This is a genomic window from Youhaiella tibetensis, assembly GCF_008000755.1.
Classification (GTDB): Bacteria; Pseudomonadota; Alphaproteobacteria; order Rhizobiales; family Devosiaceae; genus Paradevosia; species Paradevosia tibetensis.
The window spans coordinates 4,199,858-4,214,114 of the sequence record NZ_CP041690.1; the positions used below are offsets into that span (position 1 = coordinate 4,199,858).

The 14,257-nt window shown below is 66.8% G+C and carries 12 protein-coding genes; 6 read left to right on the plus strand and 6 right to left on the minus strand.

Features of this window, described 5'->3' with window-relative positions:
- Positions 1-427: 427 nt before the first annotated feature.
- On the minus strand, positions 428-5,107 hold the full coding sequence (locus tag FNA67_RS20570) for an NAD-glutamate dehydrogenase (protein ID WP_147657985.1): 4,680 nt from the start codon (positions 5,105-5,107) through the stop codon (positions 428-430).
- 222 nt (positions 5,108-5,329) lie between these two features.
- Here FNA67_RS20570 and leuC point away from each other — a divergent pair, with 222 nt between their 5' ends.
- Positions 5,330-6,742 (plus strand): 3-isopropylmalate dehydratase large subunit, encoded by a 1,413-nt coding sequence (leuC, locus tag FNA67_RS20575; RefSeq protein WP_049706932.1) that lies wholly within the window; start codon positions 5,330-5,332, stop codon positions 6,740-6,742.
- 58 nt (positions 6,743-6,800) lie between these two features.
- Here the strand turns inward: leuC and FNA67_RS20580 are convergent, their stop codons facing one another.
- From FNA67_RS20580 to FNA67_RS20590, 3 genes are all read right to left on the minus strand, one after another.
- Positions 6,801-7,115, minus strand: a complete 315-nt coding sequence (locus FNA67_RS20580; protein WP_049706933.1) for a hypothetical protein — start codon at positions 7,113-7,115, stop codon at positions 6,801-6,803.
- A 77-nt stretch (positions 7,116-7,192) separates the two neighbouring features.
- Positions 7,193-7,453, minus strand: coding sequence for a hypothetical protein (locus tag FNA67_RS20585; RefSeq protein ID WP_049706934.1), 261 nt, complete (start codon positions 7,451-7,453; stop codon positions 7,193-7,195).
- A 110-nt stretch (positions 7,454-7,563) separates the two neighbouring features.
- Positions 7,564-7,860, minus strand: coding sequence for a hypothetical protein (locus tag FNA67_RS20590; RefSeq protein ID WP_049706935.1), 297 nt, complete (start codon positions 7,858-7,860; stop codon positions 7,564-7,566).
- Between the two features lie 476 nt (positions 7,861-8,336).
- Here FNA67_RS20590 and FNA67_RS20595 point away from each other — a divergent pair, with 476 nt between their 5' ends.
- The 3 genes from FNA67_RS20595 to FNA67_RS20605 all read left to right on the plus strand — a co-directional run bounded on the left by FNA67_RS20595 (position 8,337) and on the right by FNA67_RS20605 (position 11,260).
- Positions 8,337-8,627: a YggT family protein gene (locus tag FNA67_RS20595; RefSeq protein ID WP_035037256.1), complete on the plus strand. Its 291-nt coding sequence runs from the start codon at positions 8,337-8,339 to the stop codon at positions 8,625-8,627.
- Positions 8,627-8,938, plus strand: a complete 312-nt coding sequence (locus FNA67_RS20600; protein WP_147657986.1) for a DUF167 family protein — start codon at positions 8,627-8,629, stop codon at positions 8,936-8,938. Before FNA67_RS20595 ends, FNA67_RS20600 begins: the two co-directional genes overlap by 1 nt.
- A gap of 177 nt (positions 8,939-9,115) precedes the next feature.
- Positions 9,116-11,260 (plus strand): sodium-translocating pyrophosphatase, encoded by a 2,145-nt coding sequence (locus FNA67_RS20605; RefSeq protein WP_147657987.1) that lies wholly within the window; start codon positions 9,116-9,118, stop codon positions 11,258-11,260.
- A 59-nt stretch (positions 11,261-11,319) separates the two neighbouring features.
- Here the strand turns inward: FNA67_RS20605 and FNA67_RS20610 are convergent, their stop codons facing one another.
- Positions 11,320-11,586 (minus strand): hypothetical protein, encoded by a 267-nt coding sequence (locus tag FNA67_RS20610; protein WP_147657988.1) that lies wholly within the window; start codon positions 11,584-11,586, stop codon positions 11,320-11,322.
- 206 nt (positions 11,587-11,792) lie between these two features.
- Between FNA67_RS20610 and FNA67_RS20615 the strand changes: the two genes are divergently transcribed.
- Positions 11,793-12,671 carry an aminoglycoside phosphotransferase family protein gene (locus tag FNA67_RS20615; protein ID WP_147657989.1) on the plus strand — a complete coding sequence of 293 codons (879 nt, stop codon included), beginning with the start codon at positions 11,793-11,795 and terminating at the stop codon, positions 12,669-12,671.
- Positions 12,672-12,820: 149 nt separating this feature from the next.
- Positions 12,821-13,660, plus strand: a complete 840-nt coding sequence (locus FNA67_RS20620) for an SMP-30/gluconolactonase/LRE family protein (protein WP_147657990.1) — start codon at positions 12,821-12,823, stop codon at positions 13,658-13,660.
- On the opposite strand, the gene FNA67_RS20625 is transcribed toward FNA67_RS20620, so the two are convergent.
- Positions 13,651-14,256 (minus strand): chloramphenicol phosphotransferase CPT family protein, encoded by a 606-nt coding sequence (locus FNA67_RS20625; RefSeq protein WP_147657991.1) that lies wholly within the window; start codon positions 14,254-14,256, stop codon positions 13,651-13,653. The genes FNA67_RS20620 and FNA67_RS20625 overlap by 10 nt on opposite strands.
- Position 14,257: the final 1 nt, after the last annotated feature.

Here is a 14,257-nt window from a genome sequence, read left to right on the forward strand (position 1 = left end):
AGCCAACATCGATCGCCGCGCGTCCCCAGGGTCGCGCGGCTTTTTTGTTTTCAGGCATGGGGGTTGGGGCTCACTGGGGCGGAGAAATCTGCTGGCCGGGTGGCGGCTACAGCCGCAATCCTCACCACGGCCTCGATCTTGCCGGCCGCAGAGCGGGGGCGCACGGATGGCGCTACTCGGGTGGAGCGGGCAACGGGCCCGGTCTTCGCCCGGGGAAGTTCCGTGGTGGGGAAAGAGCGGGAAGGTGCAGCACCGCCTCCCTACCCCTTGTGGGGAGGGATTGAGGGCGGGGGTGAGCCAGGGGCACCGAGTCCGCGGTTTCCCCCACCCTTGTTCCCTCCCCACAAGGGGGAGGGAGACCTGCTGGCTAAATCTCTGCCTCACCGTTCCGGGGCTGGCTATACCCAGAAAGGGTGCGGCGAGCCGCTTACGTGCCGCTGGCGAGGTCGGAGAGGAGGCCGGCGGCGACCGAGAGGCGGGAGACCGTGAGGTCGCCCTGGGTGATGTCGGCCACGGCCTTGGCGGTGCGCCCGACGGCGTCGGCGCGGCGCTGGCGGTAGGCCTCGATGCCGCGGCTGTCCGAGAGCACGTCGGCCGAAAGGTCGCGCAGGGCGCGCCAGAGATTGGCGTTGGCCCGGTCGAGCGCCATGCGGTCGAACCGGTCGGCCAGCACGAGGTCGCGGGTGCGCAGCAGCACGTCGCCCAGGTCGAAGAGCTCGAGCACCCCGAAGAAGGCCCGTGCCGCCTCGACCGGAGCCACCCCGTTCCGTTCCGCCGTAAAGATGATGTCGGTCGAGAACGAGAGCGTGGAAAGCGCCGCGATGCGCTCGGCGAGGCCCTTGGGCGCTCCGCCGGCGCGGAACGCCTCGGCCTTGGCCGCCACCTTGGCCTTGAGGACCGGCGGCAGCAGGGCCGGCAGCGCCAGGCGCAGCTCGTCCACGCCCGCCCGGTAGCGCTCGACCAGCGGCGCCAGTCCACCCGCAAAGCTCGCATTGCGCAGGAACCACAGGCTTTCCCGGCGCAGCAGCGCCTCGACCTCGGCATAGAGCGCCAGTTGCGTCGCCCCCTCGATACGCCCGTCCTGCCCGTCGATCTCGGCATTCAGATCGGGCAGCCCATAGGCATCGCGCGCCGCCGCATAGGCGAAGGCAACCTCGGCCGCCGTGGCGCTCGAGGCATCCATCATCTGGCGCACATAGGCCGGCCCGCCACGGTTGATCATGGCATTGGCCAGCACCGTGGCGATGACCTCGCGCCGCAGCCGGTGGCCGAGCACCGCCTCCGGATAGGTGACGTTGAGCGTTTCCGGGAAGTAGCGGTAGAGCTCCTTGCCGAGATAGGCATCGTCGGGCACGGCGGAAGCCAGCAGATCCTCGTAGAGCGTGATCTTGGCATAGGCCAGCAGCACCGCCAGCTCCGGCCGGGTCAACGGCCGGTTGGCCAGCTCGCGTTCGGCCAGCACCGCGTTGGACGGCAGGAACTCGACGGCCCGGTTGAGGTGGCCCTCGCGCTCGAGCGAGAGCATCAGCTCGCGGTGGTCGGGGAACTCGGCCATGCCCCGCCGCTCGGTGAGCGAGAGGGCCAGGGTCTGCAGGTAATTGTTGCGCAGGCACAACTCGGCTACTTCGGGCGTCATCTGCACCAGGAACGCGTTGCGGCCCTCGGTATCGAACACGCCCGAGCGCACCAGCGTGCCCAGCGCGATCTTGATGTTGACCTCGAGGTCCGAGGAATTGACGCCGGCCGAATTGTCGATGGCGTCGGTATTGAGCCGCCCGCCATTGAGCGCATATTCGATGCGCCCGCGCTGCGTCATGGCCAGGTTGGCCCCCTCACCCGCCACCTTGGCGCGGATATCGCGCCCGGTAATGCGGATGGCGTCATTGGCGCGGTCGCCCGCCTCGGCATCGCTTTCGCCCGAGGCGCGCACATAGGTGCCGATGCCGCCGAACCAGAGCAGGTCCACATCCGCCTTGAGGATGGCCGTCATCACTTCGGCCGGGGTGAGCGCGGAAGCCGTCACCCCCAGCGCCTTGCGCGCCTCGGGCGACAGCGGGATCGACTTGGCCGAACGCGAATAGACCCCGCCACCGGCCGAGATCCTGGCCTTATCGTAATCCTGCCAGCTCGAACGCGGCAGGCCGAAGAGCCGCTTGCGCTCGGCATAGCTCGCCGCCGCGTCGGGCTGGGGATCGATGAAGATGTCGCGATGGTCGAACGCGGCGACCAGCCGCGTCTGGCGCGACAGCAGCATGCCGTTGCCGAAGACGTCGCCCGACATGTCGCCCACGCCCACGACCGTGAACGGTTCCTTCTGGATGTCGCGATCCATCTCGCGGAAGTGGCGCTTGACCGCTTCCCAGGCGCCGCGCGCCGTGATGGCCATCTTCTTGTGGTCATAGCCCGCCGAGCCGCCCGAGGCGAAGGCGTCGCCCAGCCAGAAATGGCGTTCGATGGCGATGGCGTTGGCGGTATCGGAAAAACTCGCCGTGCCCTTGTCGGCCGCCACCACGAGATAGGGGTCGTCGCCGTCGCGCCGGATGACGCCCTGGGGCGCGATGACCGCATCGCCCTCGAGATTGTCGGTGATGTCGAGGAGCGAGCCGATGAAGACCTTGTAGCACGCCGTGCCCTCGGCCTGGACGACCTCGCGCGCCGCGCCCTTGGCGAGGCGCTTGGGCACGAACCCGCCCTTGGCCCCCACCGGCACGATGACCGCGTTCTTGACCTGCTGCGCCTTGACCAGACCCAGCACCTCGGTGCGGAAATCCTCGGGACGGTCCGACCAGCGGATGCCGCCGCGCGCGATGGCGCCGAACCGCAGGTGCACGCCTTCCACGCGCGGCGAATAGACGAAGATCTCGCGATAGGGGCGCGGGGCGGGCATGCCCTCGACCGCCGCGCAATCGAACTTGATCGCCAGCGCCGGCCGGCGCGCCCCCTGCCCGTCGCGCTGATAGGCATTGGTGCGCAGGCTCGCCTCGACCAGGTTGGCGAAGCGCTCGATGATGCGTTCCTCATCGAGCGAGGTGGTGGCATCGAGCGCCTCGGCAATGCCGGCGCGCGCCGCCGCGGCCAGTTTCTCGCGGCTTTTGCTGGCCGGGTCGTGCAGGGCATGGAAGAGCCCCACCAGGTGCTGCGCCGCGCCCGGCTGGGCCGCCAGCACCTCGGCGAGATAGGCGTGGGAATAGGTGATGTTGAGCTGGCGCAGGTAGCGCGCCAGGGCCCGCAGGATGGCAACGTCCGGCCAGGCAAGCCCGGCGCTCAGCGTCAGGGCGTTGAACCGGTCGCTCTCGGCTGCTCCGTCCCAGACGGCAAGGAGCCCGGCCTCGAGTTCCCGGCCCAGCCGGGAAAGGTCCACCGTGCCGCCATCGGCGGGCGCCAGCACCATGTCGTGGATGAACCGGCCCACCCCGTCGGTGGCCTTGACCGTATAGGTGCGCTCGTCGATGACCTTGAAGCCGAAATTCTCCAGCATCGGCACGCGGTCCGAGAGCGGGATGGGGCTGCCCCGGTGATAGAGCTTGAGCCCGAGCGCGCCATCGGCGAGCTGGGCCGCCGAGAACGCCACCGCCAGGGCGCTGTCATCGCCCAGGGTCTGGAACACCCCGATATCGGCGAGCGCCTGGGCCGGCGAGCTGTGCGACTGATAGGCCGGCGAAAAGGCTTCGCGATAGGGCGCGGCAATGGCCGGATCGGCCGCCTCGGCCATCAGACGGTCGCCGAAATCGCGCGAGAGCGCGGTGATGTCGGCCTCGAGCTTGTGCCGGTCGGGACGCGGGGTCTTGCCGGCCTCGCGCCCGATGATGAAGTGCACGCGCACCAGGTCGCCATCGAGGAAGCGCGGATACCAGGCCGAGACGCGCCCGCCATAGGCGCCGGCCAGATATTCCCCGATGCGGGCGCGATTGTCCGAATCGTAGCGCTCGCGCGGCATGTAGAGGAGAATGGAGACGAAATTGTCGAACGGGTCGATGCGCGGCAGCACCCGCACGCGCGGACGGTCGCCGAGCGCGGCGATATCGGTGGCGAATTCGGTGAGCTCGTCCACCCCGACCTGGAACAGCTCGTCGCGCGGATAGCTCTCGAGCGAATGCAGCAGCGTCTTGCCGGCATGACCCTGCGGATCGAGCCCGGCGCGGCGCACCACGTCCTCGATCTTGCGCCGGATGAGCGGCACGCTGGCATGGGCCTGGCTGAGCGCATGGGAGGTGAATAGCCCCAGGATTCGCAGCTCGCCCGCGACCCGCCCGTCGGCGCCGAAGAGCTTGACCCCGATATAGTCCATGTGGCTGCGCCGATGGACGCGCGAACGCACATTGGCCTTGGTCACCATGAGCGGCCCGGAAGCCTTGAGGAAGGCCTTGTGCTGGGGCGTCATCTCGACGAATTCGGCGCCCGAGCGCAGGAACCGGTAGGCCGGATCGCGCAGGATACCCAGCCCGGTCGGCGGCAGCGGCACCAGCACGCCGTCCTCGAGCGCGTAGTCGCGCATGCCCAGGAGGGTGAAATTGTTGTCCTTGAGCCAATCGAGGAAGGCCAGCGCCTCCTCGCGCTCGGCCGACGCCTTGGCGGCGCCGAGCCCGGCAATGGCCTCGTCGAGCCGGGCGAGCATGGCCGGCCAGTCGGCCACCGCATGGGCGACCTCGCCCATGGCCGTTTCGATTTCCCCGGCCAGCGCGCCCCGCTCGGCCTCGCCCATCGGTTCGACAAGCACGGTGAGGACGCTCGTGGCGCCCTTGCCCTTGCCGATGATCGGATGGCTGACCAGCCGCACCTGCCCGCCCCGGGCGCGGATCGCGGCCAGCACGGAATCGACGATGAAGGGCTTGTCGCTCGAAATCACCACGACCGGGGTGACGACGCGCCGGCCCAGCTCGACCGGTTCGCCCACCGCCACCAGCGGATCGGGATTGCCCGCCTGGGCCAGCAGGCGATGGGTATCGGCCAGCACCGTCTCCAGGTCCGGCTGCGAGAACGCCGCCAGATCGTCAGGATCGGTGGCGCCCAGCGCCGCTTTGAGGAAAGTTTGGAAGGCCGGCGCGCCCTGGCCCGCCTTCAATTCGGTGACCGGGCCCTTCGACCCGGACTTGTCTGCACCCAGCATAGACCGCTCCCACGACTCGCCTGCGCACAGTGCTAGGACGGCCATCAAAAGTCGAGGACCGGGCTACCCTTCTTTGGTCGCAGCGAAACTGCGCCCGACTGGACGCCCGGGGCCCGGGGCGCCCTTGCATTAACGTGAAGCCACCATATTCTTGATTCTACGTGGGCAGCGGCATAGAACCTCCCGCGCAAGCCAAATCGAAAGGCCTTAGGTATCTCGCCGATGAGCAAGAGCAGGACGCTATACGACAAGATCTGGGACGACCACCTGGTCGGCACCAACGAGGACGGCACCGGCCTCCTCTATATCGACCGTCACCTGGTGCATGAAGTCACCAGCCCGCAAGCGTTCGAGGGCCTTCGCATTAATGGCCGCAAGGTCCGCGCTCCCGAGCGTACCCTTGCGGTTGTCGACCACAACGTGCCCACCACCGACCGCCGCAACGGTATCGACGATCCCGAAAGCGCGCTGCAGGTGGCGACCCTGGCCCAGAACGCCAAGGATTTCGGCGTCGAGTATTATGACGAACTCGACAAGCGTCAGGGCATCGTCCACATCGTCGGCCCCGAGCAGGGCTTCACCCTGCCCGGCATGACCATCGTGTGCGGCGACAGCCATACCTCCACGCACGGCGCGTTCGGCGCCCTGGCCCACGGCATCGGCACCTCGGAAGTCGAGCACGTGCTCGCCACCCAGACGCTGATCCAGCAGAAGGCCAAGAACATGCTGGTGCGCGTGGACGGGCAACTGCCCCCCGGCGTCACCGCCAAGGACATCATCCTGGCCATCATCGGCGAGATCGGCACGGCGGGCGGCAACGGCCACGTCATCGAATTCGCCGGCGAAGCCATCCGCTCGCTCTCGATGGAAGGCCGCATGACGGTCTGCAACATGACCATCGAAGGCGGCGCCCGCGCCGGCCTCATCGCCCCGGACGAAAAAACCTTCGAATACGTGAGGGGCCGCCCGCGCGCCCCCCAGGGCGCCGCCTACGACCAGGCCGTCGCCTATTGGAAGACGCTGTTCTCCGATGAAGGCGCCCATTTCGACCGCACGGTGGTGCTCGACGCCGCCAAGCTGCCCCCGATCGTCTCCTGGGGCTCCTCGCCCGAGGACGTGATCTCGGTCAATGGCGTGGTGCCCAACCCCGACGAGATCGAGGACGCCAACAAGCGCGCCTCCAAGTGGCGGGCGCTCGAATACATGGGCCTCAAGCCCGGTACCAGGATCACCGATATCGAAATCGAGCGCGTGTTCCTGGGCTCGTGCACCAATGGCCGCATCGAAGACCTGCGCGCCGCCGCCGCGGTCCTCAAGGGCCACAAGGTGCGCGAGGGCGTCAACGCCATGGTGGTGCCGGGCTCGGGCCTGGTCAAGGAACAGGCGGAAGCCGAGGGCCTGGACAAGATCTTCAAGGAAGCCGGTTTCGACTGGCGCGAGCCGGGCTGCTCGATGTGCCTGGCCATGAATGCCGACAAGCTCAAGCCCCAGGAACGCTGCGCTTCGACCTCGAACCGCAATTTCGAGGGCCGCCAGGGCTTCAAGGGCCGCACCCACCTGGTGTCGCCGGCCATGGCCGCCGCCGCCGCCGTGGCGGGCCGGTTCGTCGACATCCGCCAGTGGCCGCAATACTGAGCCCGGCCAGACGCCAGACCCATCAATGCGAAACGGCCCCGCTCGGGGCCGTTTTCTTTCAGTCCATCGGGTTGTCCGCCAGCGAGACGAACTCGTAGGTATTGTCCAGGCTCCCCGGCACGTCGTCCGGAACGCGCAGGCCCAGCCCCTGCTTTTCGAGCTCGGCGATCCACTCGTCCCAGGACACCAGGTCCAGCCCGCCGGGACGATCCTGCTCCTGCGCCTCGCCTGAATTGAGCAGGTACTGGTCGAAAACGATCTGCAAAATGATCTTGGTCCGGCTCCCGGAGGGCAGTTCGGCCAGGGCCGGCTGGCCCGAGCGGGCCTCGGCCCAGGTGCGAATTTCGGCAGGGTCGGTCAGTATCAGGGACAAGACGAGCTCCATCACGCTGGATTACATGGCGACAAGCTTACACCCGTTGGCCGCCCCGGCGAGAGAAATCGTCACCGCTACCGCTCGCGCTTGACGAACTCGAAGTCGCTCCCCACCCCGGCATCGTCGAGCACGTTGAGCGCCAGGTTCTGCCGGTCCAGTTCGTTGAGCCATTCCTCCCAGTCGTGCGCGCTCTTGGCGGGCCGGCCGTCGAAGGTGATCTGGAGCTGGCGCTGCGGGCGTCCGCTGGCATCCATCCCGGCGCTGAAGCGCGGCCGGCCCGCATGGGCGATCGCCCAGCGGCGGATATCGCTGTGTCTGGAAAGAATATGACCCACTGCCGCCTCCGATTGCCTGCGCAAATCATGGTGGCAGCAGCGGGCGCGACGGTCGAGTTGGCCAAAGCCCGGAGAAACGCGCTAACTGCCCGTTAACCCTGGCCCGGCCCCTAGTGCAGGTCCTTGCGGTCGACCAGCTCGTAATTGCTGGCATTGGTCGAAACCCGCAGCGCCAGGTGCTGGCGGTCGAGTTCGGCCAGCCAGGCCGACCAGGAGCACGGGCTCATCCCGTCGTCCAGGCTCGGCGTGGTGACCGGGGTCCGGCGCGGACGGCTGAACCGCAGGTGCAGCTGGGATTGTTCCATTCCGAGGTGGTTGCGAACCTTGGCGATCGCCGGCAAACCGTTGCGGGCACTCACCCAGTTCTGGATATCGCTGTGCCGCGTGAGCACGTGAGTATCTTTCATGACGGCTCCCCTCCTTCATCAGATACTGAACGTGAGGTTAAGCTGATTTGTTCCGCAATAATATGACAGGCCCCTTGCCCTGCCGTTTCGGGGGAAAACCGGTGCGAAACTCCCGGCCGACGGGGTAAAATCCGCATGCGCCGCGCCCGCTTGGCGACCCCGCGATAACGGCATGTTGAGAACCGGGCGAACCGCGAAACGCCTCGCATTTTGCAAGCGCCCGCTTGCATTCCGCAACGCGCGGCAGGCGGTGCCGGGCCGCCGCCCCAGGCTTTCCCGCCTTCCGGCGACTTGGCACGCTTCGTGCAATTCCGGGGTCGATCCGGCTTCATGTCTTGCGTACCGGATGTCAGTCACACGGAACCCGCTGGTGCGACCCGGCGGGTTTCGCTGTTTTTTGCGGGAGCCGCGCCCGCCTCGCCTTGCCCCAAACGCCTCCAGCCACTAGATATCGTTCGCTTTTGGAGGAATTTTGAATGCGCGCGCTTCTGGATGTGATCCTGGTCGTCCTGCAGCTCTACTGGTGGATCGTCATCGCGATGATCATCATGAGCTGGCTGATCAGCTTCAACGTCATCAACACCCGCAACGAATTCGTCGCCACCGTCTGGCGCGTGCTCAACGCCCTGACCGAACCGGTGCTCGGGCCGATCCGCCGGGTGATGCCGAATTTTTCGGGGCTCGACATCTCCCCGATCATTCTGTTCCTCATCATCATCTTCATCCAGCAGATCATCGCCCACTACATCTATCCCTACGTGTTCTGATGCCGTTCTGGCGTGAGGCGAAGGGCGGCCTGCTCGTCTCCCTGCGCGTCACGCCAAATGCCGGAACCGATGCGATAGAGGGCGGGGAGAGCCGCGACGACGGCACCCAGGTGCTGCGCGTAAGGGTCAAGGCCGTGCCCGACAAGGGCAAGGCCAATGCCGCCGTGATCGCGCTCCTGGCGCGGGCGCTGGGCCTCTCCAGGAGTTCGGTGACGCTCGAGAGCGGGGAAACGGCCCGGCTCAAGACCGTGCTGGTCAAGGGCGAGGCGACGGCCCTGACCGCACGCCTCGAGGCGCTCGCGCACAGGTAAACCCGCGCCCGCACCCCTTTGCGCGCAAAATCAATTGCCTAGTTCGAAAAAACCCGCTTACCCTCTCCCTGTTCTGTTTCGGGGTCGTTGAGGGCCGCGCTTTTCGGAACGACATTGGAGGAATTTCGTCCGAAAATCTCGGAACGGCCCCTTTCACCATTCCTGGGAGGGGATTTTATGAGCCTGGTACTCTGGCTGACCGTCGTTTGCGGCGGCCTTTCTATTCTGTACGGTATTGTGACGACGCGAGGTCTGTTGGCTGCCGATGCGGGTTCCGCCCGCATGCAGGAGATTTCGGCTGCCGTCCGTGAGGGTGCTCAGGCGTATCTCAAGCGCCAGTATACGACCATCGGCATTGTCGGCGTCGTCATCTTCATTCTCGCCTGGCTGCTTTTGGGCGTCTATTCGGCCATCGGTTTCCTGATCGGCGCGGTGCTTTCGGGCGCGGCCGGCTTCATCGGCATGAACGTTTCCGTGCGCGCCAATGTGCGCGTGGCCCAGGCCGCGACCAAGTCGCTGGCCGGCGGGCTCGACCTCGCCTTCAAGTCCGGCGCCGTCACCGGCATGCTGGTGGCGGGCCTCGGGCTTCTGGGCGTCACGGTCTATTTCATGATTCTGACCGGAGCGTTCGGCTTCGAACCGACGAGCCGCACGGTGATCGATTCCCTGGTGGCGCTCTCGTTCGGCGCCTCGCTCATCTCGATCTTCGCTCGTCTGGGCGGCGGCATCTTCACCAAGGGTGCCGATGTCGGCGGCGACATGGTGGGCAAGGTCGAGGCCGGCATTCCCGAGGACGACCCGCGCAACCCGGCGACCATCGCCGACAACGTGGGCGACAATGTCGGGGACTGCGCCGGCATGGCCGCCGACCTTTTCGAGACCTATGTGGTGACCATCGTCGCCACCATGGTGCTGGCGGCCATCGTGTTGCCGGATGCCTATAAGCTCATGGGCATGGTGCTGCCGCTCGCCATCGGCGGCGCGTGCGTGGTGACCTCGATCATCGGCACCTATTTCGTGCGGCTGGGCGCCTCCAACAACATCATGGGCGCGCTCTACAAGGGCGTTCTCGCCACCGGCGTGCTCTCGCTGATCGTGCTGCTGCCGGTGCTGATGCTGGTCTTCGGCGGGCTCGACGTGGCGCTGGGCAACGAGGCCAAGGCCTTTACGCCCTGGAGCCTCTTCTGGTGCGGGGTGACCGGCCTCGTCATCACCGGGCTCATCATCGTCATCACCGAATACTATACCGGCACGGGCCGGCGCCCGGTGAATTCGATCGCCAATGCCTCGGTCACCGGCCACGGCACCAACGTCATCCAGGGCCTGGCGGTCAGCCTCGAATCCACCGCGCTTCCGGCGCTAGTCATCATCGCCGGCATCATCGTGACCTATAACCTGGCCGGCCTTTTCGGCATCGCCTTCGCGGTGGCGACCATGCTGGCGCTGGCCGGCATGATCGTGGCGCTCGACGCCTTCGGCCCCGTCACCGACAATGCCGGCGGCATTGCCGAAATGGCGGGCCTCGACAAGGAAGTGCGCCATAATACCGACGCGCTCGACGCGGTGGGCAACACCACCAAGGCCGTGACCAAGGGCTATGCCATCGGTTCGGCCGGCCTGGGCGCCCTGGTGCTCTTCGCCGCCTATACCCAGGACCTGCAGTTCTTCGTCGCCACGGCGGTGGAGGGCACGTTCTTCTACGGTATGCAGGCGGTCAACTTCTCGCTGGCCAACCCCTATGTGGTGGTGGGCCTGCTCTTCGGGGGGCTCCTGCCCTTCCTCTTCGGCGGCATGGCCATGACGGCCGTCGGACGCGCCGCCCAGTCGGTGGTGGTCGAAGTGCGCCGCCAGTTCAAGGAAAAGCCGGGGATCATGGCCGGCACCGACAAGCCCGACTACGGCAAGGCGGTGGACATGCTGACCCGCGCCGCGATCAAGGAAATGATCGTCCCGTCGCTGCTCCCGGTGCTCTCGCCCATCGTCGTCTTCGTGGTGATCTTCTGGATCGCCGGGCGCGACGAAGGCTTTGCGGCCCTGGGGGCCATGCTGATGGGCGTCATCGTCACCGGGCTGTTCGTGGCCGTCTCCATGACCGCCGGCGGCGGCGCCTGGGACAATGCCAAGAAGAGCTTCGAGGACGGCTTCACCGACAGCGCCGGGGTCACCCACTACAAGGGCTCGGACGCCCACAAGGCCTCGGTCACCGGCGACACCGTCGGCGATCCCTACAAGGATACCGCCGGCCCGGCAGTGAACCCGATGATCAAGATTACCAACATCGTCGCCCTGCTGCTGCTGGCCGTGCTGGCCCACATGGGCTGACAAGGCATTCGCCTTGACTGGACTTTTGGGGCCCGGGGAAACCCGGGCTCTTTCGTTTCTCAGCGCGACGGGCGCTGCCCGAGGAGGAACAGGTGTCGCAGATAGAAAAGCCCGGCACCGAGCCCTATCGCACAAAGACCAACGGAAACGCCCACGGCGACCCGCTCGACAACCGGCAGCACAAAAGAGTCGCGCGCCCCATCGGGAAGGGCGGGCAATTGCGTTGACCATCCATAGAGCTTTGCGGTGAGGTAGAGGGTGAGCACGCCCGCCAATATCAGCAACCACTGGACCGCGATGAGAATGATGTTGGCTAGCGTCTTCATGTTGCCCCCGGATGAAAACGCAGCCTAGACGCCCGGACACCTTGGCGCCACACCACAGCCAGGTCAGGGTGAATCGGTAAAATTTGAAAGCTTTTCGGCCCGACGAAATATGCGTTTTGCGCGCGAGTGTTGCCGGGCGGCGGTTGCCAGCGGTCGCAAACGCGGCGAGGGTCGCGGCTCCGTTTTGGGGAGCCCGGATTCAAAACATGTCCGATAAATTTCCGGTCGATACCGCTCTGGTCGAGCGGCTCGTGCGGACGCAGTTTCCGCAATGGGCCGATCTCGCGATCAGGCCCGTCGCCTCGAGCGGCTGGGACAATTTCACTTTTCACCTTGGCGACACCATGAAGGTGCGGCTGCCGAGCGCTTCGGGCTATGCCGAGCAGACCGACAAGGAATTTTCCTGGCTGCCGCGCCTGGCCCCGCAATTGCCGCTGCCCGTCCCGGTGCCGCTGGCGGTGGGCGAGCCGGCGCAGGACTATCCGTGGCGCTGGGCCGTTTATGAATGGATCGAGGGTGAAACCGCCATGCAGCGCCAACCCGCCGACAGGGTGGCGCTGGCCAGGGGCGTCGGCGCTTTTCTCAGGGCGCTGCAGGCGATCGGTACGGCCGGCGGACCGCCGCCGGGAACGCATAATTTCTGGCGGGGCGGGCCGTTGGAGATCTATGCGGACGAGGCGCGTGCGGCGCTGGCGGCCCTCGAAGGACGGATCGATACCGCAACGGCGAAAGCGATACTCGATGAGGCCCTGGCATCGACTTTCGCCGGCAAGCCGGTCTGGGTGCATGGTGATATCGCGCCGGGCAATTTGCTGCTCGATGCGGAGGGAAACCTCAAGGCCGTGCTCGATTTCGGCTGCTGCGCCGTCGGCGATCCTGCCTGCGACCTGGTGCTGGCCTGGACGCTGCTGGACGGCGAGAGCCGCAGGGCCTTCGAGGACGAAGTGGGCGCCGATGAGGCCATGTGGGCACGGGCGCGCGGCTGGGGCATCTGGAAGGCGATGATCGTGCTGGCTGGAGACAATGAAGCGACCAAGCCCGAACAGCGGCGGGTGCTGGAGGCGCTGCTGGCCGAACGCCGGTAGCGCTTGAGAGGGGCCACTCCTCAGCTGTTCGTGCCGAGCAAACCCTGGACCCGGCCTGCGCCGCCAGACATCTTTCTCGCTCGCCCTGTCGAAATCGCGGCCCCTCGCGCGACATTGGTGCAAGACGGTTTTGCGAGAAGGAGCGGGGAATGGCCCGGGGCGTCAGACTGCTTGCCGATGGTCTTTATCTGGGGGAATCGCCGCGCTGGCACGAGGGGCGGCTCTGGGTCGCCGACTGGGTTGCCGAACGGCTCTTTACGCTCGAGGAGGGCGGCGAGAAGCAGATGGTGGCCGAGATTGCCTCCCTGCCCTTCTCCATCGACTGGCTGCCCGACGGACGGCTGCTGGTGGTCAATGCCCGGCACAACCGCTTACAGGTGCGCGGGGCGGATGGCGGCTTCGCCACGCTTGCCGACCTGTCCACGCTCTCGCCCCATGGCTGCAACGAGATCGTGGTGGCCCCGGGCGGGGACATTTATATCAACAACGTCAACTTCGATTTTCCCGGCGGCGAATTCCAGCCCGGCTTCATCGCCCTGGTGCAGGGCAGCACGGTGCGGCGCGTCGCCGAAGGCCTGGCTTTTCCCAACGGCATGGCCATCACGCCGGACGGCCGGACGCTGATCTGCGCGGAATCCTTTTCGAGGCGCCTCACCGCCTTCGACATCGCCCCCGACGGCTCGCTCGGCCAGGCCCGGCTCTGGGCGCAGTTCGAGGATGGCGGACCGGACGGCATATGCCTTGATGAAGAAGGCGCGGTCTGGACCTCGCTGGGCCCGCGAGCCGTGCGGGTGGAGGAAGGCGGCAGGATCCTCGAGCGGATCGAACTCGACCGTTTCTGTTTTGCCACCATGCTGGGCGGGGCGGACGGGCGCACGCTCTTCATGGTCGCGGCCGACTGGACAGGGGTGGTGGCCAGGCGCGACGAGCCGCCGACCGGCAGGATCTATGCGGCGCGCGTCGAGGCGCCCCATGCCGGCTATCCCTGAGCGGCGAGGCGGGTGAAGGCGGGATTGGCCGGCTTTTCGCGCAAGGCTGCCGCGATGCGCTGCGCGCAGGCCTCGGCCGTCAGCTCGCCCGTATCCAGCTCGAGATCGTAGATACCCGGATCGTGGACGGCCTTTTCCCAGCGGGCGATGATGTCCGGATCGGTCGAATAGATCTGCTGGCCGGCGCTGTCGAACCGGCGGGCCAGGTTGACCTCGAGCGGGCAGCGGATGCCCACGAACAGCACCTCGAACCCGGCCAGCCGCCGCGCCATGGCCGGCAGGATGCCGAGCGGGCGCGAATAGGAATCGTGGTGCCCCAGGTCCGCCACCACGTTAAAGCCTGCCCGCGAATGGGCGGCGATGGCTTCGTAAAGCGCGCCGTAAAGGCCGGGAAGATGCGGCTCGAGATCGGGGCGTTCCCCGCCCGGCCGCAGGCCGATGCCGGGCAGCAGCCTTTCGGGCGTCTGGCGCATGGCGCCATCGACCCCGATATTCATCCAGATGCCGGTAAATCCGGCCTGCATGGCCCGGGCGATGGAAGATTTGCCCGAGCGCGGGGCGCCGTTGAGGATTACGATCTGCCCCGGCCCGGTCATG

Bases quoted from the DNA above. Each gene is read 5' to 3' on its own strand.
- FNA67_RS20620 (WP_147657990.1), top strand. From the start codon at position 12,821: ATGGCCCGGGGCGTCAGACTGCTTGCCGATGGTCTTTATCTGGGGGAA.
- FNA67_RS20590 (WP_049706935.1), bottom strand. From the start codon at position 7,860: ATGAAAGATACTCACGTGCTCACGCGGCACAGCGATATCCAGAACTGG.
- FNA67_RS20600 (WP_147657986.1), top strand. From the start codon at position 8,627: ATGCCGTTCTGGCGTGAGGCGAAGGGCGGCCTGCTCGTCTCCCTGCGC.
- FNA67_RS20595 (WP_035037256.1), top strand. From the start codon at position 8,337: ATGCGCGCGCTTCTGGATGTGATCCTGGTCGTCCTGCAGCTCTACTGG.
- FNA67_RS20610 (WP_147657988.1), bottom strand. From the start codon at position 11,586: ATGAAGACGCTAGCCAACATCATTCTCATCGCGGTCCAGTGGTTGCTG.
- FNA67_RS20570 (WP_147657985.1), bottom strand. From the start codon at position 5,107: ATGCTGGGTGCAGACAAGTCCGGGTCGAAGGGCCCGGTCACCGAATTG.
- FNA67_RS20605 (WP_147657987.1), top strand. From the start codon at position 9,116: ATGAGCCTGGTACTCTGGCTGACCGTCGTTTGCGGCGGCCTTTCTATT.
- FNA67_RS20615 (WP_147657989.1), top strand. From the start codon at position 11,793: ATGTCCGATAAATTTCCGGTCGATACCGCTCTGGTCGAGCGGCTCGTG.
- FNA67_RS20625 (WP_147657991.1), bottom strand. From the start codon at position 14,256: ATGACCGGGCCGGGGCAGATCGTAATCCTCAACGGCGCCCCGCGCTCG.
- leuC (WP_049706932.1), top strand. From the start codon at position 5,330: ATGAGCAAGAGCAGGACGCTATACGACAAGATCTGGGACGACCACCTG.